Below are 26,029 nucleotides of genomic sequence, written 5' to 3'. Positions count from 1 at the left end.
CTCCTTATTGCTGGTTTAGAAGTCGCTGCGACGCGGCGTCAAAGGTATATGCCGTGATTGATTCAGGCTTCATTTCGCTCGACGCGCCTGGAGTTCTGGGAGCCACATAATGGCCCTGACGAATTTCGGTGGGAGTCACAAAATGCTCGTGTAGGTTATCGACATATTCGATGAATCGGTTTTCTTTAGTCGCCGAAACGGCGATATAGTCAAACATTGACATGTGAGCCACCAACTCGCATAGCCCTACACCGCCAGCATGGGGGCAAACGCGAACTCCGTACTTAGCGGCCAATAGCAAGATCGCTATGTTCTCATTCGGTCCGGCTACCCGAGTGGCATCCATCTGATAAACGTCTAGAGCACCCGAAGTAATGAACTGCTTGGCGATGATCCGGTTCTGCATTTGTTCACCGGTCGCGACTGGGATAGGGGTAATGGCCTCACGTATCGCACGATGCCCGAGAATATCGTCCGGGCTGGTCGGCTCTTCTACCCATGCTAAATCGTAATCTTGAAGCTGGTTGATCCACTCAATTGCTTCGGGAACATCCCAAACTTGGTTGGCATCGACCGCTAGTTTCACGTCCGGCCCCACAGCCTCACGAGCGAGAGCAAGTCGTCGCCAGTCATCTTCCACGCTGCCACCGACTTTGAGCTTAATCTGACCGAAACCGTGGTCCTTAACGGCCTCTTGACACAAGCCCACCATCTTCTCGTCTGAGTAGCCCAACCACCCCGGAGCTGTCGAGTATCCCGGGTAACCATTGGCTAAGAGGTCAGCTTTGCGCTCGGCACGAGTGGGCTCAGCACATCGCAGTATGTCGAGAGCTTCATTGCGAGTGATGGCATCTGATAAATAACGAAAGTCCACCAGATCGACGAGTTGCTCTGGTGTCATGTCCGCAAGCAATTCCCAGAGCGGTTTCTTCTCTCGCTTGGCTTTAAGGTCCCAGAGGGCGGTGAGCATCGCTCCAATGGCCATGTGCTCCACGCCTTTTTCCGGACCAAGCCAGCGGAGCTGAGAATCGTTTATAAACATTTGAGATGTCGCACCCATATCTGCCAGTAGCGCGTCCACCTCGGAGCCGACAACATAGTGTTTCAGCGAATCAATCGCTGCGACAACCACGTCGTTTCCGCGACCAATAGTGAACACAAACCCATGGCCGGTCTCCCCGGCGTCAGTTTCGACAGTGAGATAGGCCACCGAGTAATCCGGATCGGGGTTCATCGCGTCAGAACCATCGAGAAAATCGGAGGTTGGAAAACGCACGTCACTTGTGCGCGCTTGGGTAATCAGGCTCATGTCATACTCCCCATTGAGTTCCATCAGATGAAACTAAGTTTCATATTTTGTTTTGTACTATTGAGCCTAGTTTCACCGATCTCCCAGCACAAGGATTTGTCTCCTATGGAGCCTGTGACCGCCACCGACAAAACTCTGATGGTGCTACGTTCTGCTATCACTCATCGACGTTTCACCGATATCGTTGAAGATACTGGTCTAGCGAAAGCCACCGTGCATCGGATCCTGCAGAAACTACTGAGCTACGGTTTCTTAACCTTCGACGAGCAATATTTTCCAGGGCCAGCAATGTTATCGATGGCATCCGAAGCTTTTGACGCGATCGATATTTCCGCAGTAGCCACACCGGTTATCCATCGTCTAGCGCACGAGACCGGGTTTACGGTACATGTGGGAGCTCGTAACGATAATGAGGCCATATATGTGGCTATCGACAACGGTCGAATGCCCTACAGACTCCCTTCCCATGTTGGTGATCGCCTGTCGCTACATTCCACCTCGATCGGCAAGGTGCTACTGGCAACCTCCAGCCCAGAATATGTGGCTGATTACGCCGACCACCCAGGTCTAAACGCCAAGACTCCCCGGACAATTACAAACTTGACGGCGTTAACCAAAGAGCTGGATCGGGTGCGCGAACAGGGGTACGCCCTCGACGATGAAGAGAATGTGCCGGGCATTCGTTGCGTCGGGGCACCCGTGACCAACTACTTGGGACAAGTTTCTCATGCGGTTTCGGTGACCACCTTGGCCATGGAAAACGTCAACATGCATGGACTTGCCGATGAAGTCGTTAGGGCTGCGACAGAGATTTCCTATCGGCTTGGATCTTAGCCAGCATCGGTGGAGGCCAAGATCTGCTCCAGGTCGCCGTCGGTATAGAGCGGAACCTGGAAAACCGGGGAGAATGTCTCGGTGACGCGCTGAGCCCATACTGCTTCACGCTCCCGGCGCTCGGCAAAAACTCCCTCGGATCCGGCCGGCGTTCGGCGATTAATCATCACCGCGACGACAGGGATGCGACTGGATCGCAGTTGATCGGTCAGCTCCAGCGTTTCCTGAACCGGAAGTCGCTCAGCGGCGGTGACCGGGATGAAACCACACCGGGCAGAATCAGTCAGCAATCGATGAAAGTTCTCCAGCAATTCCTTGCGACGGTACAGCGCGGTACGGATTCTGGCATTGCGTTCATCGGTGGGCGTGGTGCCTTCGGGTTGGTCAGGACCGGGCAATGCATTTAGGGCCGCGACGTAGTTCTCGGATTTCCGGCGCCGCGACAGCATGGCTTCAGCCCAGGTCGTCATCGTCTCGGGCAGTTCCAGCAGCCGGAGCGTATGACCGGTCGGGGCGGTATCAAAAATCATCAGATCCCAGTCCGGGCTCAAGCTCAGCTGCGCCATATGCTCCAACAGCGCCGCCTCGTGAGCGCCCGGCGAGGCGGTGGCGGCCCGGAAATACCGGGTGACCTCGCCGTGCAAATGCGCGGGCATCATGCCTCGGACCGTCTCAGCCACGGTATCAAAATGCTCAGCGGCAACCCGCTGCGGATCAGCTTCGAGTACCCAAAGGTTGTCGTGTAACCGTTCGGGCTGATCCGAAAATTGCCGCTCAAACAGGTGCCCGAGGTTATGTGCAGGGTCGGTCGAGACCAACAGAAGACGCGCGTCAGGGCGAGCACGAGCCACGGCCAGGGCGGCGGTGGCAGACAACGTGGTTTTACCGACTCCACCTTTCCCACCAAAGAGCACGACGGATCGGTTGCCGATCACCTGGGTGAGGAACTGGTTTAGCAGCACCGTAGTCCTTCCACCGGTGAGCGTTCCATTCCCATGCGTCGGTGCCAGTCGTGGAAGTTCTCGTACAGCACGGGCATTAGCTCAGCCGTGTAGTAAGTGGCCGGATTGGGAATACCTAATGCTTCGGAGAAAACCATCATCATCAGCAGGTCATCCTCGTCGCGGGCGGAACGTGCAAAAGTCTGCCGGTAGGGTCCGGCGTAGAACTCATGGAGTCCTGCGGCGAGTGCGACAAATTTGTCCCGGACCCACCGCCAGCGTGCCGTAGCCATTAGACCTTGGCCTGCGCGTTGGCATCGAGATCATCATGCTCGGTATCAAGATCCAGCGGTTCGTTGCGGGTGGTGATGTAGGCCCGCACCGCGGTGATGATCACCAACAGCGAGGCGACCAGGATGATGATATCCAGCACCAGGAGCAACCAATTTTCCTCTCGGTAGAACTGGCCCAGCTGAATGATCAGCGCGTAGACCGAGACCACCAGCACAAAGACCAATGGGATCACCACCGGCCAGATGGGACGCTTCAGGCGTGCCAGGATGATGGTCAAGACCGACAGGGTGAGGGCAGCCATCAGCTGGTTGGTGGTACCGAACAGTGGCCAGATGATCATGCCACCTTCGCCATCCGCACCAGCCGAGAAAGCCAGCCCCATGGTCACCAGCATCACGATCAAGGTGGCCACGAGAGGATTGAGCTTCAGGCCCATAGTCTGACCAATTTCAGCAACCACGAAACGTTGCAACCGGACGCCGGTATCCATGGTGGTGGCTGCAAAAAGCACGGCCATGGTGGCCAGGATCGTGGCCGACAGCGACGGTGGGATGCCCAATCCCATGTTCAGAATGTTGCCACCGGCTTCCACAAAGGCTGGGGCACCACCGGCATTGAACTCCGAGTAGACCTCTTTCCAATCCGCCAAGGCTTGGAAACCTGAGGTGGTCGCGATGATGGTACCCAGGGCGAGCAAGCCTTCGCCCACCGCACCGAAGTAGCCCACGAACCGCGCATCGGATTCCTTATCGAGCTGTTTGGACGAGGTCCCCGAGGAGACGATGCCGTGGAAACCAGAGATCGCCCCACAGGCAATCGTGACGAACAACAACGGGAAGATTCCCGGAGTACCCTCGGGGAGGTCTTGGTTCACCGCGGGAGCAACCACGGTGGGGTTCGAGATCAAGATAGCGCCGTAGAGTAGGGCCAGACCGACGAAGAGCTGCAGGCCGTTGATGTAGTCACGTGGCTGCAACAGCATCCACACAGGAAGCACCGAGGCGATCCCGGCGTAGATGAACAGCACCACAATCCAGAACGCACTAGCGGACAGGCCCATGATGGTCTCGGGCAGTTCAACGGGGTACCGGTCGCCAAGGATCATCAAGCCGTAGAGGACGACCACACCGATCACCGATACGAGCGGCAGGTTCCACTTCCACTTATAGATGGCCTGACCGATCAGCAGCGCTACCACGATCGCACCCCAGGTGGGGATCACGGCGGTTGGGGTGGAGACCAGCAGTCCGGAGATCACCACGGCGAAAGCGGCGTTGACCATCAGCAACAGCAGGAAAATGACCACCAGGAAAAGATTTCGCCCGTGGGTGCCGATGTAACGGCCGGACAGGGTTCCGATGGAACGGCCTTTGTGCCGGCTGGAGGCCCACAGGGCGCCCAGGTCGTGCATGCCGGCGAAGAAGATGGTGCCGAGGGTCACCCAAAGGAAAGCCGGGGCCCAACCCCAGATCACCGCCACCGCGGGACCAACGATCGGGGCCGCACCGGCCACCGAGGTGAAGTGGTGGCCCCACAGCACATATTTATTGGTGGGAACGAAGTCCACCCCGTCACGGAACTGGTGAGCCGGCGTGAGGTAGGTGGAAGAAAGCTTGTAGACCTTTTGCGAGAGGAATTTCGAATAGAGAAAGTAGCCCAACAGGATCATGGCGACCCCGACCACGGCAAGGATGAGTGAGTTCATGATGTCCTCAGGTGTGAGATGGAATACTGCCGAAAGCGTACTACATCACAGCAGATTTTTACTTCTGAAGGCTAGTAGATGACGCCTGTGATCAACCGCTGTATGACACTGTTTAAAATTGAGGACATGCGCTGTGACTACTTCGACAAGGGGCTGTGCCGGTCGTGCACCTGGATGAATATCCCGTATACCGTGCAGTTGTCCGAAAAGGTCTCCACAGTGCGCTCCTACCTTGACCCGATCCTGGCCAGTCGGGATAGCAACCTCGACGACTTCTGGACGGCGCCGGTGTGCTCACCGGAGGAAGGGTTCCGCAATAAGGCCAAGATGGTCGTGACCGGATCTGCCCACGAACCGAATCTCGGAATTCTGGATCCGGATCAGCATCCGAAGCATCACGATGGCACCGGGGTAGATCTGTCCGAGTGCCCGCTATACGAGCCAGCGATCATAGCGAGTTTTGAGCCGATCCGCCGACTGATCATAGCCGCCGGGATCGAGCCGTATCAGATGCCCACGCGTCGCGGCGAGCTCAAGCACGTGATCATCACGGTTTCACCGCAACAACAGCTGATGATCCGGTTCGTGTTGCGCTCCACCGATCAACTCGCCCCGCTACGCGAGCATCTGCCAGCACTCCAAGACGAGCTGGCACGGCGCCAGGCCCCGGCCCGGGTGATCACCGCCAATATTTTGCCCCAGCATCAAGCGTTGCTGGAAGGCGACGAGGAGATCCACCTGGCCGGGGATCAGACGCTGACGATGTTGCTCAATGGGGTACCGTTGCGGTTACGCCCGCAAGGGTTTTTCCAAACCAACACCGTCATTGCTGCCGAGCTATATCACCGCGCGGCCACATGGATCGCTGAGTTGCCGGAGATCCGTGTGGTGTGGGATCTCTATGCCGGAGTGGGCGGTTTTGGGTTAACCCTGGCCGACACAGCGCGTCGGGCCGGCACCCCGTTGCGGGTGTGGGGCATGGAGAGCTCACCGCAAGCGATCACCGCTGGCAATCAGACGGTGGCCGATCTGGGGCTGGCGGACACCGTGCAGTTCCGGGCCGGGGATGCCACCAGACTGGCAACGGCGGAGGAACGGCCAGATCTGGTGGTGGTCAATCCGCCCCGACGCGGGATCGGAGCCGAGCTTGCCAGCTGGTTAAACACCCACACCGATCACGTGCTCTACTCCAGTTGTCACCCCAAGACCTTGGCGGCCGATCTGGAGTATCTGCCGGACTTCACGCCGGTACGGGGCACCGTGCTCGATATGTTCCCCCAAACCGCCCACTGCGAAACGCTGGTGTTACTGAGTCGTTGCGGTTAGCTCGGGTTGATGATGCGACCCCAGGAGCCCTTATTGCCCCAAATGTTCTGTCGCATTCCTTCCAGTTGCAGAATCTGGGAGTGGTCGACGAATAGGTTGACCTCGTTGCCGTAATTCTTCAGGTACCACTCGAACACCAGCGGGTCGGCGGCCTCGAACATCACGTTCTCCTGACCGAGACCGTTCATGATGGAAGCGGCCACCCCGGTATTCCATTCGGCGACGTTCTCGGTGATCCCTTCGGATTCGATCATGATGATCTCGGCGCCAGCCTCGAGGGCGGCCTTGCCGCGATCAATCAGGTCACCGACGTCTTTGGCACCTTCAGCAGCGAGTTCGGATTCGGCGGAGTCACCACCGGAACCGATCTGAATGCCCAGTTCGGGCTTGGGTTTCAGCCCAGCGTTCGCCACGCGTTCCACCAGTCGCTGCAACCCCGAGGTGGGGAGCATAATGAAGCCGGTGGAAATCTCGATGACGTCCATGCCGAGGTCCTTGGCCCGTTTCAGGTATTCGTCCACGGCCTCGTCGCCGTAACGCAAGACGGTCTCGATCCAGCCTCCCGAGGAGACGTAGGCGTCACCGTGGTGGGCGATCTCGTTGATGGCCTTGACTTGTTCGTCGGGAATCAGCGCGAAAGAACCACCGGCCCACTTAATGCCGTCAATCCACTGCCCGGCCACGTCGAAGACATCCTGCATATGCCGGGTGCCGTAGGTCGAGTAGTGTGGCGCTCGAATCTCGGTCATACCGATGGTGCGCGGCTTGGCGGGACGGTGAGCGCGCGGGACAAAGTTCATCGAGACATCGAAAGGAATCTCGTTCGACATCTGAACCTCTCTTTCTTCTTAGCGGTTCACCTGAGCCAGAAGCTCAGTCAGGTCTGCAATCGGGCGGTTGTCGAGATCGTAAATGACTTCCACCATGTGGTCGCGCCAGTCTTCGGTGGTGAAGGGGCTAACGAGCGCGTCGAACTTGGCGCGTTCGTCTTGCCAGTTCATCGGATCATCGTGAAAGCCCGGGTAAGACCGTTTTTCGGCGTTGAGCACCGTGCCGTCCTGTAGCGTGACGGTCAGCTCAGCGGGCATATGCTGTGGGAACTGCGCGGAGAACTCGGGATCTTCGGCAATCTCGACCTTGGTCATCAGCGATTGCACATCGTCAGCCACGATGCGCTCGGGGCTGTATTGTGCCGGAGTGAGCTCTCCATCGAGGAGCACGCAAGCCAGCATCCACGGCAGGGAGTGATCGGCTTCTTCCTTGGTGCGGATGGTGCGTTTATCGCCTTCTTCACCCCCACCGATAATGTTCCAGGCGACGTCGAAGGTCTTCAGCTTCACGCTGGCGATCGCTGTGGGGTCGAAATCGTGCTGGGCGCGCATATCTTGAGCGGCTTCCAGGGCCGACTGCGAGTGGATCTCGGCATTGTGTTTTTTGATGATGGTCTCTGTGACCTTCTCGAGATCTTCGGCGGACCAGGAGATCTGGAAATCTCCAGCGATGGAGTCCTTGAAGCCCTTATTGCCCTCAAAGACCTCGGCGGGTCCGGTAATGCCACGTTGGGCCAGCAAGGCCGCCCAGGTCGCTGCCTGTGCCACGTGGGCGTAGGCCAGGCCTTTCCAGTGCGATAAATCCCCGGTGCGGGTCACGCGCAATGCATTATTCGCAGTGCCGGCAATGGCCATCGCATGGGCGGCTTGATCGGCGGTGAGTCCCAAGGCCTTCGCGACGCCAGCGGCTGCGGCATAGCTACCCTGGGTGGTGTGGTCGAAGCCGCGATCGCGCACCGGAGCGACGTCGGAGAGTCGCGTGTGGACCTGAATCGCCACCGCGAAAGCGTCCAGGAAGGTTTTGCCACTGGCCCCGGCCAGTTCGGCGGCTGCCAGCACAGCCCCCATGTTGTCACTGGGGTGGTTGGTTTCCTTCGGCGCTAAGTAGGCATCCATGAAGTCCAAGTAGCGTGAGAGTGCCGAGTTGTAAAAGGCGGCTTTCTCGGCGGTGGTACGTCCGCCACCGATCAGCGTGGCCTGTTCGGAGCCACCCTGCTCGTCCACCAGCTCGCGGATCGCCACGAGGGGCTCGGCGTTCAAGGCACCAATAGCAACGGCAATGGTGTCCATGACACGAATCTTGAGTTGTTTCACAGCGTGTTCGGACATCGTGGCTGAATCGGCCGCGACCACAAATTCAGCCAAATCCTGAATCTCGGTCATGATGTCCCTCCTCTCCAAAACCGTTGACACTTTGGAGTGTAGGGCACGCCCACTAATTACGCAACACCTATGTGCGGTAATTGACATCAGTTTACCTAAGAGTAATGTCGAAACGTCGGTCGACCAGATACGAATGGCGCTGTCGACAGGCGGTCAGTCGGTCACGATCGATCTCCACCACCAGGATGGTGGGGTCCCGCGTTGCGGTGGCGACAACCTCCCCGGTTGGCGCCAGCACGCGGGACAGTCCGCCATACTCGTGCTGGGTATCGGACCCGCAATAGTTGGCGTAGGCCAGATACACCTGATTTTCCAGAGCGCGGGCCGGCAACAGCAGGTGTTGCACCTGGTCGTAGTCGATCATGTTCGCGGTGGGCACCACGATCAGATCCGCCCCGGCCACCGCGAGCGCGCGGGCAGTTTCGGGGAATTCGATGTCATAACAGATCGCCACCCCGATCTGCCAGCCCCGCCAGGAGACCACCTGAGGCGGCCGCCTGGGCGGAGGGTCGAACTGGTCGGCGTCGAGCTGGCCGAAGTAGTGGATCTTGCGCTGATCGAGCAACCGCGTCCCAGCCTGATCGAGAACCCCGACCGTGTTGAACACGGTCGCCCCGTTGCGTTCGGGGTAACCGTAAGCGATGGCCAGGTGGTAGCGGGTCGCCATCTCGGCGACCTCACGGTGATAGGACCCGGCCAGCTCGAGGATGCGCTGCCGGCCAATCACGTAGCCGGTGAGAAACATTTCGGGCAACACCAACAGCTCAGCTGAGCAGTCATGCGCCCGGCGAGCGAGCTGGTCCAGCCGGCGCAGATTGGCAGGCGGGTCCCCGTCGAGCGGTGGCACTTGGGCGATGGCGAGTCTCATGGCGCCAGCTCAAGGGGTCCGAATTGCTCGTACAGGTCACCGGGTCCGGGATTGGCCGGATCGGTGGTACCGCCGAAGTGGTGAAGTACACCCCAGACCGCGTTCAGCCCGGTCTGTACCGCGCCTTCGGCCCACGCGGGCGTAAAGGACACGCTGTCTCCGGCGAGGAAGATCCCGCGCTGACTAGCGGGCAGATCGTCCTGGACGAAGTGACCGTACATGCGGTGGTTGTACCGGTAGTGGCCCGGTAACGCCCCTTTGAACGCGCCCAAGAAGTAGGGGTTGGCTTCCCAGGAGACGGTCACCGGCTCGCCGATAATGTGACTGCGGATATCGACGGTGGGATAGATCTTCTCCAGGGCTCCTAGCGCCAGCTCGGCACGCTTCTCTGGGTCGTAGGGTAGCATTTTCAGCGCATCCGACATCCACGAGTAGGTCAAACAGATCACCCCGGGCTGATCGTCGCCGTGATCGAACAGGTAAGTCCCACGGGTGATGCGGTCGGTGAGCGTCATGCTCATCACATCCTGGCCGGTGGCGGGGTCCTGGTCTTTCCAGAAGGGGCGATCGACGGGCACGAAAGTTTTCGAGGACTGCATATACCGAGTCCGATCCAAGGCCATCCACATCTCTTGGGAGAACAGGTCTTCAGCGCAGTCGATCTCAGTGGTCAGGAGCCAGGATTGGCAGGTCACCACCACCGCGTCGTAATGCTGAGCGCTCCCGGTGGCTTCGGTGACCACAATCTGCTCGCCATCGCGGTAAAGCCCCGACACCGCACCCCGTGGCTGGCGGTTGTCGTGGAGCGCGGCCAGACTGGTGCCCTGAGACCAGTGCACCGGGTCGATCAGACCGCGTTCCCACAGACGCCGAGGCAGTTGTTCGGAGCCGCCGATCACCAGATGCTGATGTGAGTCGCATTCGGTGAGCACCACGCGCAGAATTTCGAGCATGGAGTTGGCGAAGTCCGAGTCCCAGCCCCCGGTCCCGAAGCCAACTTGACCGAAGACTTCTCGGTGCCGGTAGGACAGGCGGGAAAATTCCTCGGATTCGGTCACGAACTCGTAGAAGCTCTTATCGTCCCAGGCGGCCACGATCTGGTTCCACGCCGCTTTCAGCCCGGTGGCGTCTTGGCGCTTGATGGCCTCCTGCAGGCTCTTGAGCCCGAATTCTCGCTCCAGGGCGGCATCCCAGGCTTCGGCTACTTCGGCGAAGAACGGGGGGAGATCCTCCAGACTGCGCGCGTACCAGGTGTCACCACCCAAATCGATCACGGTACTACCGGCGGCCTCGGTGAGCGGGTTGGGGAAGGGCTTGGTCTCCAATCCGACCAGATTCAGATAGTGAAACAGCGTGGTGGAAGAGACCGGGAAGCGCATGCCACCCAGCTCGGCAATGATGGCGGAATGATCGCGCCCGGCGTGTTCTGCCGTGAAGGTGAAGGGCTCGGAACGTAGCCGTCCGCCGAGACGTTCGGCCTCGTAGACCACGGGTTTCAGTCCCAGTCGCATCAGCTCATAGGCGGCCACGAGCCCGGAGATGCCGGCGCCAATGACCGCAACCTCGGTGCCAAGTGCGTGATCGGGAAGGCGACCGATGTGTTGGCCTGCGGTGAGCCAGTGCCGGTAGTCGAAGGGGAAATCGGGGCCGAAGATGGTAACAGCGTGGGTGTGCGCCATTGATACTCCTTGAATAGCAACCAGTGTGACTCACCTTACATGAGCTTTCAGGCGCTACAGTAGAGGCATGGAACATGAGACAGTTTTCGTCCACGGACTAGGCCAATCGGCGACAAGTTGGGAGCCCGTGGTCGAGCACGTCACCGGCGCGGTGGCCTACGATGTGCGTGGCTTTGGACAGGCCCCTTTGGGTGAGGCCGAGGGAACCCTGGAGCAGTTGGGTCAAGACCTGGTGGAGGTCATGGAGCGCACCGAGGCCCGCACCGCGGTGGGCTTTTCACTCGGTGGGATGATTGTGTTGTGGGCGGCCGCCCATCGACCGGAGCTCTTTGATCGAATTGTGGTGATGGCGACCTCTTCGGTGGTGGGAGCCCGAGCCGCTGACTACTACCTGAAGCGGGCCGAACTTGTGGATCATCCCACACAGTTCTTCGAGATGCTCACGCAAGATACTCGGGATATGGTGTGTCACGACACCGTCGACGTGGAGAGCCTCACCGCCCAGCGAGTGGAGGACATCGGGCAGGGCGCAGGTTTTGCCAATGCTGCCCGGGCGCTGGCCGGGGTCAAGGACTCCCCGTTCCATCAGGATCTCGCCCAGATCACTGCCCAGGTGCATGTGATCAGTGCGGAGAACGATCAGCTCTGTTCCCCCAAAGCCACCCAGATCCTGCTGGAGGCGTTGCCGGAGGCTCATCACACCGTGGTCCACGATGCCGGCCACCTGATGTTGATCGACCAGCCCGAGGCCACGTTAGCCGCGATTGACCACGCCCTGTTCAGCTAGCGTGCTGTCGGTATTGGTTGAGCCCGAAGAGGATGTGGGTGCGCATCGCTGATTCCGCCCAGGCCCGGTCCCGGTGTTCCAAGGCGTCAATGATCTCCTCGTGTTGGCACATGCTCCGCTCGATGGCCGCAGGCCCATAGCTCGCCATGACTTGGTGCAGGAGCAAGGGGATCACCAGATTCTGGGCTGCCCCAACGAGGGGGTGGTCGGCGCGCACCGCAAGAATCGCCCGGTGAAACAGACCGTTCAGCCGAGCCCGCTCACCATCCTCGGCCACCCGCATCTGGTCGGAAAGCTCCCGGAGCTGCTCCAGCCGGGGTGGGTCGATGACCTCGGCGACCAGACCGGTGACGAAGGATTCGACCAGGGCCCGAGACTCGTAGATCTCGACCACGTCGTCAACGGTGTAGTGGCGGACTTGGGCCCCACGATTCGGGTGGAAGACCACCACCCCGGTACTGGCCAGTTTGGCGATGGCGTTACGTACCGGGGTGCGGGAAACTCCCAGCCGGGTGGCCAGATCGGTCTCACGCAACCACTCCCCCGGTCGGATTTCTCCGTCCAGGATCAGTTGCAGGATCTTCTCCTCCATCACTGCCACCTGGCTCCGGCAAGATCCTCCCGGGTGCCACCGCGGAGCACGAAAGAGCTGGACGGGAAACCGGTGAAGTCCACCAGGTCCGCGGCGATGGAGCGGATCTCAGTCAGGTTGATGCCGGTGGCAATGCCCATCGTCTCCAACAGGTGGATGAGGTCCTCGGTGGCCATATTGCCCAGAACCGCAGGATCACCGGGGAACCACAGATCTCCGCCAAGGGCAGCCACGCTGGTTTCCAGCCAACCGGCCCCGGCGGCCAAGGCCGCGAGCGCATTGGCGGTGGCAGCGCCATTGCGGTTGTGCACATGGGTTCCGAAGCTGACGTGGGGGTAGTGGGCCCGGGCCTGGGCTAGCCCGGAATAGACTTCGCCGGGGTGTTCTACTCCGGTGGTATTGGCCAGATAGATCTTGTCTACCCCGAGATCGACGGCGGCCTGGATGACACGATCGCGCATCGGCGCGGAGACCTCCCCGTAGCAGGGGGAGAAGTAGGCGCAGGCGACCGCTACGATGATCCGCTTGCCGGCCTGTTGGACCACGCGCACCATCTCGGGTAGGTGGTCGAGTAGCTGCTCGGTGGTGGCGGATTGGTTCTTCAGCGCCATCCCATCTTCGGCAGGAATCACCACCGCGATCTCGTCCAGCGAGGTCTCGACCGCCCGGCGGGCTCCGGTGAGGTTCGGCGCTAAGCCACGCAGCGTGACGGCATCACGCCAGGGTAGCCGGTCCAGTTCGGCCACGATTTCGGCGGCATCTGCCAGTTGGGGAAGCACTTTCGGATGGGCGAACGAGCAGACCTCCAGCTCGGTGCATCCGGCCGCCACCAGTCGATCAGCAATCTCAACTTTGCGAGAGGTGTCCAACGGTTCGGCCACCGCTTGCAACCCATCGCGGAGCCCCACGTCGACCACGGTGGTACTCGAGGGCAGGTTCCAGGCTTGGGCCAGGGAGGGAGCCGGTTCGGTCATCAGCGGATCACTCCTTCGGCGCGGCGTTGGTCCTGGCGTGTTGCATCATATCCGAGGTCCTCCAGCACCGCGCGGGTGTGTTGACCCAGGACGGGTCCCGACCACCGCACCCGGGTATCGGTGCGCGATAACCGGGGGAAGGCATTCTGCATGTGCACGGTGCCGTGCTGTTGCGAGTCCACGGTAATAATGGAGTCTCGTGCCAGGAACTGCGGGTCGGCGATCATGTCTTGGGGGCGGAAAATCTTCCCGACCGGCACCGAATGGGCGTTTAGGAGCTCGGTGAGTTCTGTCAAGGTTTTGGTCATCGAAAACTCCGCGATCAGCTCGTCGAGTTCGGCCTGGTGTTCTCCGCGGGCCTGGTGGTTGACATACCGTGGATCGTCGGCCAGTTCGGGCCGGCCCATGGCGGTAGCCAGTCGGGCGAAGATGGTGTCTTGGTTGGCGGCAATGATCATCCACTCCCCGGAGCCGGTGGGGTAGACATTGCTGGGAGCAATTTTGGGCAAAATGGATCCGGTGCGTTCACGCTGGACTCCGCCTTCGGTCCAGTCGGGGATGAGCGATTCCATCACACCCAGCACCGACTCGTAGATCGAGGCATCCACCACTTGGCCGCGTCCGGAGTTCTTGACCTCCAGTAGCGCCGCCAGCGTTCCGAGGGTAGCGAAGATCGCGGCCAAAGAGTCCCCGATAGAAATGCCCACCCGAGAAGGAGGAGTCGTAGGATCACCGACGATGTAGCGCAATCCGCCCATGGCTTCACCGATCGAGCCGTACCCGGGGTGTTTGGCTGACGGTCCGGTTTGCCCGTAGCCGGAAACTCGTGTCATCACCAGCTCCGGGTTTCGGGCGGAGAGAGTCTCGTAGTCCAGGTGCCATTTCTCCATCGAGCCGGGGCGGAAATTCTCGATCACCACATCGGCCGAGCCAATCAGCTCGCGAGCAATGTTCTGGCCAGCTTTTTCGCGCAGGTTCAGGGTCACGGACTTTTTATTCCGAGCCAGCACGGACCACCACAGCGAGTCGCCGGCCACCCGAGCCTGGCCCCACTGGCGCAAGGGGTCACCACGGACCGGGTCTTCAATCTTGATGACCTCGGCCCCTAAGTCCCCGAGTAGCTGGCCGCAAAACGGGCCGGCAATGAGCTGGCCCATCTCGATCACCCTGACCCCGGTCAGTGGGCCCCGAACAGATTCGTCAGTGTGTGAATGTCGTTCTGCCATTCAGTGTCCTTACCGCGTGCGTCGATAGTTCTATCCTATATTGTGTACGATATCTGGCTCTAATACCCCATAATAGAGATAGAAGCCCACCTGTTGTATCCAATAACGGTCGGCGTCACGGGCCGTCTCCATCATTGTCCGCAACACCTAGATGTAGTTCCTCGGGAGGTTGTGAACGGGATTTGAGGTCAGAGACGACCCCCGGTATCGAGGTGGGTAACGACACGCACCCTGACCCGGAGGTCTTCCATGACACACCGTAACGCCCCGATGACCATTGAGGGTAGGCGCCGGCTCGTCTCTCTTGTTGTCGATCACGGCTGGCCCCAGCGACGCGTTGCTGAACGCTTCCAGGTGTCCCCGGCAACGGTGTCTCGCTGGGTGAGCCGGCACCGGGCAGGGACCGGTTTGGCTGACCGCTCGAGCCGTCCGCACCACAGCCCGAACAGGCTCAGCGCACGTACCGAGCGACGCATCATCGCGCTGCGGTTCAACCCCCGATGGGGGCCGCACCGGATCGGCTACCACCTGCGCGTGCCACGCTCGACCGTCGGGCAGGTCCTGGCCCGCTACCGGATGCCTAACCTGGAATGCATCGATCAGGCCACCGGCCTGCCGGTCCGCCGGCCCGCACCCTGTCGCTACGAAGCCGAGCAGCCCGGCCAGCTGGTCCACGTTGATGTCAAGAAGCTTGGCCGCATCCCTAACGGTGGCGGATGGCGGGCTCATGGCCGCGGATCGGGCCAGGACCGGAAGGTCCAGTCCTCACGGGGCAAAGCCGCGCGTGCCGGGCAGCCTTCGTCGCGGGGGTATCGGTACCTGCATCACGCCGTCGATGACTACTCCCGGCTGGTCTACTCCGAGATCCTCAATGACGAGAAGAAACACACCGCAGCAGGCTTCTGGAAGCGGGCGAACAGGTTCTTCACCAGTATCAGTGTCGCGATCGAAGCAGTCATGACGGACAACGGGGCTTGTTACCGGTCCGCGGACTCCCAGCAAGCCCTCGGAGATGGGGTCAGGCACAAGCGGACGAGGCCTCGCCGTCCGCAGACGAATGGGAAAGTCGAGCGGTTCAACCGGACGCTGATGAACGAATGGGCCTACGCGAGACCGTATGCCAGTGACAGTGCTCGCGAAAACTCGTACGCAGCATTCTTACATGACTACAATCACCACCGAGCCCACACCGCCATCGGGGGACTCTCACCAGCAGACCGCGTTCACAACCTCACGGGGAAGTACACCTAGACGTGACTTCGGTCTCCTCGGTAGTGTGAACTCATGGGACTACACGGACAGTTTGATCAGATCACCGCAGAAGACCTGAAAGCCATGGCTACCGCCGAGGGGTTGAAGGTCTCGATATTCCTTCCCACCAATCCGATCCACCACAGCTCCTCGGAGACGGCGACCCGGATTAAATCCGCGCTGAATGAGGCGAAAAAGCAGGCTTCCGACCCCGACGCCATTAACCAGATCGTGGCGCCGCTGGAGGAGCTAGTCTCCGACCCGGGTTTTGTGCGTGACCAGTCTGAGACCCTGGCACTCTTTGCTGCCGATGGTTTTTGGCGGGCCTACCGGCTCGGTGTTCCGGTCACCGAATACGTTCACGTCAATCAGCACTTCGTGTTGCGACCGATTGCCGAGGCCCTCACCGAGTCCTCAGCGTTTTACATTCTGGCTCTGGCTCAAAATAAAGTGCGGCTTTTTGATGCCACCAAAGATACCGTCACCGAGCTGGAGCTCAACCACGTTCCGGAATCCCGTGAAGAATGGGAGTCGGATGATCGTAGTTCCGGTTATACCCCGGGCGTGCGCGGCAATGGGAACAGCAATTTCGAAGTCGAACAGCAAAAGTTCTTACACGATGTGGGGGCCTCGCTGGGTGATGAACTCGGCCGGGCGCGCTCGCAGCCACTGGTGGTAGCCTCCGTGTCCGAACTCGTCCCAGAGGTCCGAGGCTATTCGTCGTATCCGGTAGTGACCGAGGAATTCTTGGCCGGTAACCCGGAGACTAAATCCGGTGCTGAGTTGCGCGATGAGGTCTGGGAGCAGATCATCCGCCCGCGATTCGCTGCCGCCGATGATGCCGAGTATGAGCGCTTCGCCAATGTGGCTGGCACCGGCTTGGGCGAGACCCAACCCGATGTGATCCGCGATGGAGCGGTCGAAGGCCGGGTGGACCGACTCTTTATCAACCCCGCACTGTCCGCCTCAGATGGCACCGGTCAGGTGAACACCGCCATTCTGCATACGCTGTTGAACTCTGGTCGGGTCATCATTATCTCCGACGGTCGGGTGGATAATGTCTCCGCGTTGATGCGGTATTAGGCAGTGTGAGCCATGAGCGCGCTCACGCTCGCTGCCCGGGCTCTCGACCGGATTCCCGTTTCCGTGCTGGACCGGGTTGTTCCGGCCCTGACGAATCGCTCCGGTGACCGGATGGACCCTGACGTTCGGCTCTCCTTGGCGGTTCTCAACCTGATCACGAAAGATTTCTCCGATCTGCCGGTAGATCAGGCCCGCCGTATTGGCTGTGAGCACTCGATACGTGGGTGGAGTACTCGCGCGGATCTACTATCCGATCGGAGCTCAGCTCCCTCGTCCCGCTGTCCTCTACGCTCATGGCGGGGGCTGGACCCTGGGTTCGACGCGCAGTCACGATTCAACCGCCAGGTTTCTCTGTCATCACGCCGGGGTGATCGCGATCAGCCTGGAGTACCCGCTCGCCCCAGAACACCCTCATCCCGTGGCACTGCTGGCCGTGAACCAGGCCCTGGATGCAGTCCTGGAAGGACAGGTCCCCGGGGTTGAACCGCACACGGTGATCATCGCCGGAGATTCCGCCGGTGCCCATTTAGCCGCAACAGTCTCGCTTCTGCGGGCAGATCAGGGTACCGCTCAGCCGGTGGCCCAAATGCTTTTTGTGCCGGTCACGGATCTGAGTCGGATGGACACCGGTTCGTATCACGAGTTCGATCACGGCTACTTTCTCACCCGAAAACACATGCGGTGGTATCGCAACCACTATTTGGGCTCCCGCCTCGAGGTGGCCACGGACTGGAGCGTCTCACCGTTGCTGGCGCCTCGGACGCTTCTGGCCCACACCGCTCCGGCCTATCTTTCGGTGGCTGGTTTTGATCCACTGCGCGACGAGGGTCTTGCCTACGCTGAAGCGCTCAACCAAGCCGGAGTGAAGACCACGCTACGGGTCAATACCGGGTTGATCCACCCCTTTGTGAATTCTCTGGGTGTCTGGCGCGGAGCCCGGCTCGCCCTGCGCCACGCAGTGGAGTTCATTCGCGGGCTCTAAGACGACTCGGCACCGCCCCGGGGAAAGGACGGTGCCGAAGAGTGCACGTGGAGTTGATCACCACTAGCCGCGGTTGCGGATCTCTTCTTTCTTGGCTCGACGGTAACGGTGGAGTAATGGTTCGGTGTAGCCGTTGGGCTGGGTGGAACCCTCGACGATCAGGGCACGGGCAGCCTGGAAGGCGATGCCACCTTCACCCCCTGGCATCAGCACCTCATAGTTGGGGTCATCGGCGTTCTGCTCATCAACCACGGTCGACAACCGGGCCAGGGATTCATCAACCTGATCTTGGGTGATAATTCCGTGTTCCAGCCAGTTGGCCAGTAGTTGGGAGGAGATCCGCAGGGTGGCCCGGTCTTCCATGAGCGCGACATCGTGAATATCGGGCACCTTGGAGCAGCCGACACCCTGGTCGATCCAGCGCACCACATACCCCAGGATGGACTGGACGTTCTCATCGATCTCCGCGGTCCGCTCTTCATCGGTGAGTTTCTCGGGCTCACCCAGTGGCGGTACCAGGAGCGGTTCGATCGACTGTGCTTCTCGCTGAGCAATCTCAGACTGCACCTGGAAGGCATCGGCCTGGTGGTAGTGCAAGGCGTGCAACGTGGCTGCGGTGGGTGAGGGCACCCAGGCCGCGGTGGCACCGGCACGCACCTGGCCAATCTTTTCCTGCAACATATCGGCCATCAGATCCGGCTTGGCCCACATCCCCTTCCCGATCTGTGCGGTACCGCGGAAACCGGCAGCCAGTCCGATGTCGACGTTGGAGTTCTCATAGGCTTGCAGGAAGGGCTGGGCCTTCATATCGGCTTTACGCACCACCGCTCCGGCGTGCAGGGAGGTGTGGATTTCATCACCGGTGCGATCCAGGAATCCGGTGTTGATGAAGAACACCCGATCGCTGGCTTCGTTGATCGCGGCAGCTAGGTTGACCGAGGTACGACGCTCCTCGTCCATAATGCCGATCTTCAGGCTGGTTGCGGGCAATCCGAGTAGCTGCTCGACCCGGCCCAGGGTCTCCACGGCGAAAGCAACTTCGGCCGGACCGTGCATCTTCGGTTTGACGATATACAGCGATCCGGTCGAAGAATTCCCTTTGCCGGAGCGCAGGTTCGGCACGGCCACCAGCGAGGTGATAATCGCGTCCAAAATACCCTCGGGCACCTCATTGCCCTCGGCATCCAGCACAGCATCGGTGGTCATCAGGTGGCCCACGGTGCGCACCAACAAAAGCGATCGGCCCTTCAGTGAGATGGTGTCGGTGCCATTGGCGGCGGTGTAGTGGCGGTCATCGGCCAGCACGCGGGTGAAGGCCGTGCCGTTTTTGGTCACCTCTTCGCTCAGCGTGCCGTTGACCAGCCCGGACCAGTTGGAGTAGCACAGGGTTTTATCTTCGGCGTCTACCGCAGCCACCGAGTCTTCCAGATCGATGATCGAGGTCACGGCAGATTCCAGCATGATGTCCTGGATCCCGGCGCCATCGGTGGAGCCAATGGTGCCCAAGGGGTCGAAGTCAATCTCCAGGTGCAGGCCGTTATGACGCAACAACACCGTCTCGGGCTGTTCGGGGGATCCGGTGTAGCCGATGAAGCCCTCTGGATTAGCCAGCTCGGTCTCGGTCCCATTCGACAACGTGACTTTCAGGGCGCCCTCAACCACCCGGTAGCCGGTGGAATCAGCATGAGAGCCAGCGGTCAACGGGGCAGCGAGATCCAGCAGTTCGCGACCCTTAGCGATCACCGCAGCACCGCGAACCGGGTTGTAGTCTCCCACCGGTTCTTTCCCCTCAGACTGATCGATCGCATCGGTGCCGTAGTAGGCATCGTAGAGCGAACCCCACCGGGCATTGGCGGCGTTGATGGCAAAGCGGGCGTTGCTCACCGGGACCACCAACTGCGGGCCGGCCTGGTGGGTGATCTCCACATCCAGGTTGGTCGTGGTGGCCTTGACCTCCTCGGGGGCCGGCAACAGGTAGCCGATCTCTTCCAAAAATGCGCGATACCTCGCAGCGTCGCCGACGCCGTTGTGCTCGCGGTAGTAGGTGTCCAGCTGCTGCTGTAGCTCATCACGGGTGGCTAACAGCGCCTGGTTCTTCGGGGTCAAATCGGCGAAGATCTCAGCCACCCCGGACCAGAAGCTCTCGGCATCCTGCTCAGCAGCCGGTAGCGCGTGGGTTTCCACGAACTCCAGCAACTCATCGGCCACCTGCAGTCCAGCACGTTCGGCGTAGTTCGGTTGAGTCACGGTCAGTTCTCCTTATCTGTCGCGTCAAAGATGGCGCCGGGGTTCATAATGCCCAGCGGGTCCAGGGCGTCCTTAATGCGTTGGTTGAGTTCCATGATGTCCTCGCCAAGATAGTCCTGCAACCAGGGTCGCTTCAGCCGACCCACTCCGTGTTCGCCGGTGATGGTCCCGCCCAAACCGATAGCCAGGTCCATAATCTCTCCGTAGGCCTGGTGCGCTCGGGCCTGTTGCTCCGGATCGGTGGGATCCAAAACCACCAACGGGTGAGTATTGCCGTCCCCGGCGTGAGCCATGGTCGGGATGCTCACCTGGTGCCGGGTCGCGATCTGGTTGATCCCCACCACCAACTCGCTAAGTTTCGGCAGAGGCACGCCGACGTCTTCTAGCAACACCGCACCCATCCGTTCAATAGAGGGGATCGCGACTCGGCGGGCGGTGACAAAAGCCTCGCCTTCCTCAGGATCATCGGTGCAGAAGGCCTCGGTGGCACCCTGCTCGGTACAGATCGCTTCCATCCGCTGGATTTCTTCCACCGCCGAGGCAGTCGATTCATCGGATTGGGCAATCAGCAACGCTGCAGCCTGATCGTCCAGTCCCATGCCGGTGGCGGCGTTGACGGCCTGGATGGTGGCGTGATCCATGAATTCCAGCATTGAGGGGCGCATTGTCCGGGTGATCTGTTGCACCGCCTGGGTCGCCGACTCCAGCGACGGGAAGGTGGCCACCATCGTGGTGGGTTGTTTTTGGCGCGGGATCAGGCGCAGGTGGACTTCGGTGATCACGCCGAGGGTGCCTTCCGACCCCACGAACAGCTTGGTCAACGACAGCCCGGCCACATCTTTGATGCAGGGGCCACCGAGCGTGATGATCTTGCCATCGGCGAGCACCACGGTCATCCCCAACACGTAATCGGTGGTGACCCCGTATTTCACACAGCACAAGCCTCCGGCATTGGTAGCCACATTGCCACCAATGGAGCAGATTTCGAAGGAGGAGGGATCTGGTGGGTACCACAAGCCGTGTTCTGCCGCGGCGACCTTGACCTCGGCATTCAGCGCCCCGGGGCCGGCGGTGACCGAACGTGTCTGCGGGTGAACCTCGATGGAATTCATCCGTTCCAGCGAGAGCACAATACCGTTGTCCACGGCGGTAGAACCACCCGACAGGCTGGTTCCGGCACCCCGGGGTACCAGGGCAATGCGGTACTTGGCGGCGATGGTCACGATCTGTTGGACCTGCTCGGTGCTGGTCGGACGCACCACAACCAGAGGGGTACCGGCCTCAGGGTCATTCGCCCGGTCCCAGCGGTACGACTCGATGGTGGCGGGATTGGTCACCAGCACGTCAGCAGGGAGTTGCTGCTGGAGCTCTTCAAGCGCAAGACGTTCCATCGGTCCCCCTGAGATGGAGTTCACGGGCAGGTGTGACGAAATGTACTCTAGCCCACCTCGCGTATTTGTGAAAGTTCTTTTCCGTATCGTGGATATTAGCCACGCGTTGCGGCGACACGTGCGATGCGCCAGGCGACTCGCTGGAGTAAGGGGACGGCTCGCTCTTTGAACGCAGCATCCACCCGGGTCACCGGACCCGAGACAGAAATGGCCGCCGGGGTCGGCAAGTCCGGGACGGGGACGGCAAAACAGCGCACGCCGAGTTCTTGTTCTTCGTCGTCGGTGGCGTATCCGCGAGCGCGGACGGCGCGAATGTCGTCGAGCAGTTCGGCGACTGTGGCAGGACCCCGTCCGGTGGGCTGGTGGATCCCCGCACGGACGACCAATTGTTCGATCTGCTCGTCTGGTAGCTGAGAGAGCATGGCTTTTCCAACACCGGAGCAATTGGTGTGGACGCGCCGACCGATTTCGGTGAACATGCGCATGCTTTGAGCGGAGGGAACCTGGGCGACATAGGTCGCCATATCGCCGTCCAGCACGGCCATATTGGTGGATTCCTGAACGGCATTGGTGACTTCGGCGAGGTAGGGTCGCGCCCAGGACCCCAACTGTTGTGAAGCGAGGTCACCGAGCCGGATCAGGCGCGGTCCCAGCCCATAGTGCTTATTCGGCAAGTGCCGAACGTAGCCACTGTGGGCCAGGGTCTTCAACAGCCGATGAATCGTCGGCAGCGGGAGTGCGGTCTGCTCGGCTAGCTCGGACAGCGAGATCTCACCGCCGGCACCGGCAATGTGCTCCAGAAGGAGGAAAGCCCGCTCCACCGATTGGACGCCGTTAACCATTCGCGCTCCCTTCCAGTCAGTCCGCTCAGTCCGCGGAACTATAAGTCCATATTGCGGAAACTCTACCGGAAGGGAGCGCGATGTGAGCGAGAACGCAGTCTTACTTGTCCTGAGCGTTGACCTCGACGAGGATCTTCACTTCCTCATCAGCGTGGTCACGCAACTGGTTGAAACCCTTTTCCACGATATCTTCGGGCTTGATCACTGAGGAGATGAACTGCTCGAGGTTCACCTTGCCGGACTTCACGAGCTCAATAGCTTCTTCGTGGTCACCGGCGTATCCGAAAGAAGCACCCACCGAGTGCTCCGAGAGGGTCAGCTTGTTGGTGATATCCAGGTCAACGGCCTTGGTGTGCACAGCGACGACCTCGAGATGGCCGCCTGCGCCCAGGGAGTCCAGCATTTGTTCGAAGACCACCTGAGCACCGGCGCAGTCGAAGGCCACGGCGGCACCGGCGTTGTCGGTCTTGTCCTTGACGTAGTCGACAAGGTCCTCTTCGGTCGGATCGATCACGGCGTCGACGTAGCCGGCCTTCTTGGCGAATTCCTTCCGCTTGGCCGACACCTCGGAGGCGATCACATGTACGCCACGCGCCTTCAGCACGGCGGCGACCAGCTGGCCCACCGGGCCCATACCGCCAACCACCGCGGTCTGACCGGACTCCACGCCGGACTTCTTCACAGCGTGCAACGCTACAGACAGCGGCTCGATCAGCGCAGCCTGGTCCAGGGGCAGGTCACCGACCGGGTGAACCCACTGCTTGTCCACGACGAGCTGTTCAGCCAAGCCACCGCCGTTACCGGAGATACCGTGGCAACCGGCCTTAGTGCACAGGTTGTACTGCCCAGACTGGCAGGGGAAGCATTCGCCACAGACGATGACCGGTTCAACAGCAACGTGATCGCCGGGGCTGATGCCTTCCACATCGTCAGCAACCTCGGTAACGACGCCGGAAAATTCGTGGCCGAAGACGATCGGCAGGGTGTCTCCGGTCAGGGGGTGCTTTTCGTCTGCGGTCGGTGCCGGCGGTACCGGACCGTTGAAGTACAAGCTCAAGTCCGAGCCGCAGATACCGTTGTATGCCGGGGCAATTTTCACGGTACCGGGAACCAGCTCTGGCTCATCGATTTCTTCGTTGCGTAGATCTTCTTTGCCGTAGTACAGTACTGCCTTCATCACTTTGCTCCCTTTGTCGTATTTGTGAGTTGTGACGTGGACTCGCTTTCAGCGTACTGACGCCCGTCCGGTAAGTCATACGGGGGTAACCGCCGGTAACGTGATCTACCTCACTACTGTGTTAAGCTAGGGAAACCCGGTCAGCGCGGGACTTTCCAGAGCCTCTTATAAACATATGCGTAAATGTGCATGTCAGAGCCGAATGGGAAATTCTGCGACTCGGCCACAGCGAGCGAAAACTCCGCAGATTCTCGGTCTGAGGTGCGTTTTGACAGCTCAAACCGACCTCGCGAGTTCCGCTCTTTGCTAAGACTGTTGATTTTTGAGATACCTGCGTGGATCTCGTCATGTTGGTGAAAGATTCAGCTCCAGCACGCACTCCCCCAAACTTCACCAACGAAACACAATAGAAGCGATAGATACTTGCGTGGCCCATAAGGAGTGGCCACATTGCAAGATCCTCAAACCCCGGGAGGGCCTATTCAAAAGGAATCTGCCACCGCTGAAGTCGCAAGAACTCAAGGACGGCTACCCGACCATAGAGAGCGATTGAGGGAAAACACACCTTCTTAAAAAGCGAGCTCAAGAGCCCTCGCCACGGCACCCGTGCACGCACGCACAGCCGGCCCTAAAAATCTTCCACCCCCAGGACATTGAGCCAACACCACGGCCACCGTAATGTGACATGAAACACAATACCGTCGATTCGTGAAGAGCATCGGCTCGTACACCATTGTTCACATTCACACGAAGGGCAAAAAATGGCCATAGGGCTCATTGGCATTATCGCGTCGTTGATCTTACTGATCACGTTAGCTTACCGAGGCGTCCCTGTTATTGTGGCGGCACCTATCTCTGCATTTGTTGCGATGTTGCTCTCGGGAGTCCCGCTACTACCAACTTTCACAGAGATATTCATGCCGGGCGTTGCAGGTTTCATCAGCAACTATTTCCTTATTTTCCTCACAGGGGCCATCTTTGGCGCGCTTATGCTCGCCTCTGGTTACGCAACGGCACTAGCGCAAGTCATCACGAAATGGTTGGGACCCAAGCGCGCAGTCTTCGCCACCGTACTCACGTCAGCGCTGATGACCTACGGCGGTATCAGCGTATTTGTCGCTGCCTTTGTCATGTTTCCTCTCGCTCGCGAACTGTTTAAAGCAGCGAATCTACCGCGTCGCCTGGTACCCAGCACCATCGCTCTAGGGATACTGACATTCACAATGACCGCAATTCCAGGTGCTCCGCAGATCCAGAATATTATTCCTGGCCAGTTCTTCGGTACCAGTACATTCGCCGCACCTTTAATCGGGATTGTGGCCGGAATATTGATGTTTGTGCTGGGTATGGTCTGGCTCGAGTACAGATCCCGGGCACTTGTCCGAAAGGGTGAAAGCTTCGGCGATACGACAATTTTGGAGTCTAAGTTCGGGCGAGGAGCTGACCTCGGCTTGAGTCAGCCCGAGTCAGACCAAGAAGAAACGCGGGAAGGTGTTCGAAACGTTGCCAGCCCACCACGTGCCTCCGAAGATTCTCCAGACGCAGAAGGCAAAGCACCACGGACGCTTGTTCCACCAAATAACATTGTGCCATTTATCCCCTTCCTCTTGGTTTTTATCGTCAACTTCGGATGCACCATGTTCGTCTTCCCCGCATTGGACTGGTCAGTGCTTGAAGATGAAAAGTTTGGGGGGATCACGCTTGCCGATCGTTCCGCCACCTGGGCCGTCCTTCTAGCGCTACTTGCGGCGATCCTCAGCGTCTTGCTCTTCAATATTCGTCGCATTAGAAACCTCTGGGCGTCACTTATCGATGGAGCCAAGAACTCGCTCCAACCGATTTTCAATACCGCTTCTGAGGTTGGATACGGTGCCGTAATCGCGTCCCTAGGTGCGTTCACCATTATTCGTGACGGAATCTTCGGGGTCAGCAGCAACGCTCTTATCACTTCTGCTGTATCCACCTCAGTCATCTCAGGTGTGACAGGATCCGCTTCTGGAGGTATGACCATTGCGCTCAATGCCTTCGGACCTGATTTTGCCGAAATGGCAGAAGAACAGGGCATCTCTATGGAAGCACTTCACCGCATCACCTCAATGGCATCTGGTGGCTTGGACTCTATGCCCCACAACGGTGCAGTCATTACGCTTCTGCTGGTCTGCGGTATGTCTCATAAAGAGTCTTATAAAGACGTTTGTGTCATTACCTTGCTAATCCCCGTCGTCGTCACAGCGATCATGATCCCGTTCGCAATGATCCTTTAATACGGTCGCACAACACACCCCAAACACGAGATAAAGGAGCAAGC

At 59.8% G+C, this 26,029-nt stretch carries 22 protein-coding genes; 7 read left to right on the top strand and 15 right to left on the bottom strand.

What is annotated here, in order from left to right:
• Positions 1–4: 4 nt before the first annotated feature.
• On the bottom strand, positions 5–1,309 hold the full coding sequence (locus QDX22_RS09485; RefSeq protein WP_110099861.1) for an enolase C-terminal domain-like protein: 1,305 nt from the start codon (positions 1,307–1,309) through the stop codon (positions 5–7).
• A gap of 105 nt (positions 1,310–1,414) precedes the next feature.
• Between QDX22_RS09485 and QDX22_RS09480 the strand changes: the two genes are divergently transcribed.
• Positions 1,415–2,143: an IclR family transcriptional regulator gene (locus QDX22_RS09480; protein WP_110101515.1), complete on the top strand. Its 729-nt coding sequence runs from the start codon at positions 1,415–1,417 to the stop codon at positions 2,141–2,143.
• Here the strand turns inward: QDX22_RS09480 and QDX22_RS09475 are convergent.
• Genes QDX22_RS09475 through QDX22_RS09465 form a run of 3 tightly spaced genes read right to left on the bottom strand, consistent with a single transcriptional unit; the run spans position 2,140 to position 5,083 of the window.
• The gene (locus QDX22_RS09475; protein WP_166769834.1) at positions 2,140–3,105 is read right to left on the bottom strand and encodes an ArsA family ATPase; all 966 of its coding nucleotides are present in this window, start codon (positions 3,103–3,105) and stop codon (positions 2,140–2,142) included. The two genes, QDX22_RS09480 and QDX22_RS09475, sit on opposite strands and share 4 nt — an antisense overlap.
• Entirely contained in the window at positions 3,096–3,377 is a 282-nt protein-coding gene (locus tag QDX22_RS09470) for a cory-CC-star protein (RefSeq protein ID WP_122549204.1), read from the bottom strand. The genes QDX22_RS09475 and QDX22_RS09470 overlap by 10 nt, the downstream gene beginning before the upstream one ends.
• Positions 3,377–5,083, bottom strand: a complete 1,707-nt coding sequence (locus QDX22_RS09465; protein ID WP_122549203.1) for a carbon starvation CstA family protein — start codon at positions 5,081–5,083, stop codon at positions 3,377–3,379. Before QDX22_RS09465 ends, QDX22_RS09470 begins: the two co-directional genes overlap by 1 nt.
• Positions 5,084–5,185: 102 nt before the next feature.
• On the opposite strand from QDX22_RS09465, the gene QDX22_RS09460 reads away from it, so the two are divergent.
• Positions 5,186–6,409 (top strand): methyltransferase domain-containing protein, encoded by a 1,224-nt coding sequence (locus QDX22_RS09460; RefSeq protein ID WP_341771011.1) that lies wholly within the window; start codon positions 5,186–5,188, stop codon positions 6,407–6,409.
• Here QDX22_RS09460 and QDX22_RS09455 read toward each other — a convergent pair.
• From QDX22_RS09455 to QDX22_RS09440, 4 genes are all read right to left on the bottom strand, one after another.
• On the bottom strand, positions 6,406–7,239 hold the full coding sequence (locus QDX22_RS09455; protein ID WP_110099825.1) for a phosphosulfolactate synthase: 834 nt from the start codon (positions 7,237–7,239) through the stop codon (positions 6,406–6,408). The two genes, QDX22_RS09460 and QDX22_RS09455, sit on opposite strands and share 4 nt — an antisense overlap.
• A gap of 18 nt (positions 7,240–7,257) precedes the next feature.
• On the bottom strand, positions 7,258–8,622 hold the full coding sequence (locus QDX22_RS09450; protein ID WP_110101511.1) for an MmgE/PrpD family protein: 1,365 nt from the start codon (positions 8,620–8,622) through the stop codon (positions 7,258–7,260).
• A gap of 91 nt (positions 8,623–8,713) precedes the next feature.
• Positions 8,714–9,490 carry a carbon-nitrogen hydrolase family protein gene (locus QDX22_RS09445; RefSeq protein WP_122549202.1) on the bottom strand — a complete coding sequence of 259 codons (777 nt, stop codon included), beginning with the start codon at positions 9,488–9,490 and terminating at the stop codon, positions 8,714–8,716.
• The gene (locus QDX22_RS09440) at positions 9,487–11,169 is read right to left on the bottom strand and encodes a flavin monoamine oxidase family protein (protein WP_122549201.1); all 1,683 of its coding nucleotides are present in this window, start codon (positions 11,167–11,169) and stop codon (positions 9,487–9,489) included. The genes QDX22_RS09445 and QDX22_RS09440 overlap by 4 nt, the downstream gene beginning before the upstream one ends.
• A gap of 67 nt (positions 11,170–11,236) precedes the next feature.
• Here QDX22_RS09440 and QDX22_RS09435 point away from each other — a divergent pair, with 67 nt between their 5' ends.
• Complete coding sequence (locus tag QDX22_RS09435; protein WP_110123452.1) at positions 11,237–11,956, top strand: alpha/beta fold hydrolase; 720 nt, start codon at positions 11,237–11,239, stop codon at positions 11,954–11,956.
• Here QDX22_RS09435 and QDX22_RS09430 read toward each other — a convergent pair.
• From QDX22_RS09430 to QDX22_RS09420, 3 genes are read right to left on the bottom strand one after another with little or no spacing between them, the layout of a single operon-like run.
• A complete protein-coding gene (locus QDX22_RS09430) occupies positions 11,949–12,548 on the bottom strand; it encodes a GntR family transcriptional regulator (protein ID WP_110110719.1) in 600 nt (199 codons plus the stop codon). The genes QDX22_RS09435 and QDX22_RS09430 overlap by 8 nt on opposite strands.
• Positions 12,548–13,522: a beta/alpha barrel domain-containing protein gene (locus QDX22_RS09425; protein WP_110110718.1), complete on the bottom strand. Its 975-nt coding sequence runs from the start codon at positions 13,520–13,522 to the stop codon at positions 12,548–12,550. The genes QDX22_RS09430 and QDX22_RS09425 overlap by 1 nt, the downstream gene beginning before the upstream one ends.
• Positions 13,522–14,748: a CaiB/BaiF CoA transferase family protein gene (locus tag QDX22_RS09420; protein ID WP_279717792.1), complete on the bottom strand. Its 1,227-nt coding sequence runs from the start codon at positions 14,746–14,748 to the stop codon at positions 13,522–13,524. Before QDX22_RS09420 ends, QDX22_RS09425 begins: the two co-directional genes overlap by 1 nt.
• Positions 14,749–14,997: 249 nt before the next feature.
• Between QDX22_RS09420 and QDX22_RS09415 the strand changes: the two genes are divergently transcribed.
• From QDX22_RS09415 to QDX22_RS09405, 3 genes are all read left to right on the top strand, one after another.
• A complete protein-coding gene (locus QDX22_RS09415) occupies positions 14,998–15,999 on the top strand; it encodes an IS481 family transposase (protein ID WP_110111081.1) in 1,002 nt (333 codons plus the stop codon).
• Between the two features lie 33 nt (positions 16,000–16,032).
• Positions 16,033–17,082, top strand: coding sequence for a baeRF3 domain-containing protein (locus QDX22_RS09410; RefSeq protein WP_279673253.1), 1,050 nt, complete (start codon positions 16,033–16,035; stop codon positions 17,080–17,082).
• Between the two features lie 205 nt (positions 17,083–17,287).
• Positions 17,288–18,064 carry an alpha/beta hydrolase gene (locus tag QDX22_RS09405; protein ID WP_279673254.1) on the top strand — a complete coding sequence of 259 codons (777 nt, stop codon included), beginning with the start codon at positions 17,288–17,290 and terminating at the stop codon, positions 18,062–18,064.
• A gap of 63 nt (positions 18,065–18,127) precedes the next feature.
• On the opposite strand, the gene QDX22_RS09400 is transcribed toward QDX22_RS09405, so the two are convergent.
• From QDX22_RS09400 to QDX22_RS09385, 4 genes are all read right to left on the bottom strand, one after another.
• Positions 18,128–20,311 (bottom strand): malate synthase G, encoded by a 2,184-nt coding sequence (locus QDX22_RS09400; RefSeq protein ID WP_279673255.1) that lies wholly within the window; start codon positions 20,309–20,311, stop codon positions 18,128–18,130.
• A gap of 2 nt (positions 20,312–20,313) precedes the next feature.
• A complete protein-coding gene (locus QDX22_RS09395; RefSeq protein ID WP_122549195.1) occupies positions 20,314–21,702 on the bottom strand; it encodes an FAD-binding oxidoreductase in 1,389 nt (462 codons plus the stop codon).
• A 95-nt stretch (positions 21,703–21,797) separates the two neighbouring features.
• Entirely contained in the window at positions 21,798–22,544 is a 747-nt protein-coding gene (locus tag QDX22_RS09390) for an IclR family transcriptional regulator (RefSeq protein ID WP_279717791.1), read from the bottom strand.
• 100 nt (positions 22,545–22,644) lie between these two features.
• A complete protein-coding gene (locus tag QDX22_RS09385) occupies positions 22,645–23,721 on the bottom strand; it encodes a 2,3-butanediol dehydrogenase (RefSeq protein ID WP_122549193.1) in 1,077 nt (358 codons plus the stop codon).
• Between the two features lie 761 nt (positions 23,722–24,482).
• Here QDX22_RS09385 and QDX22_RS09380 point away from each other — a divergent pair.
• Positions 24,483–25,985 carry a GntP family permease gene (locus tag QDX22_RS09380; RefSeq protein ID WP_122549192.1) on the top strand — a complete coding sequence of 501 codons (1,503 nt, stop codon included), beginning with the start codon at positions 24,483–24,485 and terminating at the stop codon, positions 25,983–25,985.
• Positions 25,986–26,029: the final 44 nt, after the last annotated feature.

The sequence above is a fragment of the Auritidibacter ignavus genome, assembly GCF_029853775.1.
Classification (GTDB): Bacteria; Actinomycetota; Actinomycetes; order Actinomycetales; family Micrococcaceae; genus Auritidibacter; species Auritidibacter ignavus.
Note: the sequence above shows the minus strand (reverse complement) of the source record. Positions and strands in the feature narration are given on the sequence as shown.

Bases quoted from the DNA above. Each gene is read 5' to 3' on its own strand.
- QDX22_RS09450 (WP_110101511.1), bottom strand. From the start codon at position 8,622: ATGACCGAGATTCAGGATTTGGCTGAATTTGTGGTCGCGGCCGATTCA.
- QDX22_RS09455 (WP_110099825.1), bottom strand. From the start codon at position 7,239: ATGTCGAACGAGATTCCTTTCGATGTCTCGATGAACTTTGTCCCGCGC.
- QDX22_RS09395 (WP_122549195.1), bottom strand. From the start codon at position 21,702: ATGGAACGTCTTGCGCTTGAAGAGCTCCAGCAGCAACTCCCTGCTGAC.
- QDX22_RS09430 (WP_110110719.1), bottom strand. From the start codon at position 12,548: ATGGAGGAGAAGATCCTGCAACTGATCCTGGACGGAGAAATCCGACCG.
- QDX22_RS09470 (WP_122549204.1), bottom strand. From the start codon at position 3,377: ATGGCTACGGCACGCTGGCGGTGGGTCCGGGACAAATTTGTCGCACTC.
- QDX22_RS09385 (WP_122549193.1), bottom strand. From the start codon at position 23,721: ATGAAGGCAGTACTGTACTACGGCAAAGAAGATCTACGCAACGAAGAA.
- QDX22_RS09485 (WP_110099861.1), bottom strand. From the start codon at position 1,309: ATGAGCCTGATTACCCAAGCGCGCACAAGTGACGTGCGTTTTCCAACC.
- QDX22_RS09425 (WP_110110718.1), bottom strand. From the start codon at position 13,522: ATGACCGAACCGGCTCCCTCCCTGGCCCAAGCCTGGAACCTGCCCTCG.
- QDX22_RS09480 (WP_110101515.1), top strand. From the start codon at position 1,415: ATGGAGCCTGTGACCGCCACCGACAAAACTCTGATGGTGCTACGTTCT.
- QDX22_RS09460 (WP_341771011.1), top strand. From the start codon at position 5,186: ATGACACTGTTTAAAATTGAGGACATGCGCTGTGACTACTTCGACAAG.
- QDX22_RS09440 (WP_122549201.1), bottom strand. From the start codon at position 11,169: ATGGCGCACACCCACGCTGTTACCATCTTCGGCCCCGATTTCCCCTTC.
- QDX22_RS09445 (WP_122549202.1), bottom strand. From the start codon at position 9,490: ATGAGACTCGCCATCGCCCAAGTGCCACCGCTCGACGGGGACCCGCCT.
- QDX22_RS09415 (WP_110111081.1), top strand. From the start codon at position 14,998: ATGACACACCGTAACGCCCCGATGACCATTGAGGGTAGGCGCCGGCTC.
- QDX22_RS09465 (WP_122549203.1), bottom strand. From the start codon at position 5,083: ATGAACTCACTCATCCTTGCCGTGGTCGGGGTCGCCATGATCCTGTTG.
- QDX22_RS09380 (WP_122549192.1), top strand. From the start codon at position 24,483: ATGGCCATAGGGCTCATTGGCATTATCGCGTCGTTGATCTTACTGATC.
- QDX22_RS09420 (WP_279717792.1), bottom strand. From the start codon at position 14,748: ATGGCAGAACGACATTCACACACTGACGAATCTGTTCGGGGCCCACTG.
- QDX22_RS09390 (WP_279717791.1), bottom strand. From the start codon at position 22,544: ATGGTTAACGGCGTCCAATCGGTGGAGCGGGCTTTCCTCCTTCTGGAG.
- QDX22_RS09410 (WP_279673253.1), top strand. From the start codon at position 16,033: ATGGGACTACACGGACAGTTTGATCAGATCACCGCAGAAGACCTGAAA.
- QDX22_RS09435 (WP_110123452.1), top strand. From the start codon at position 11,237: ATGGAACATGAGACAGTTTTCGTCCACGGACTAGGCCAATCGGCGACA.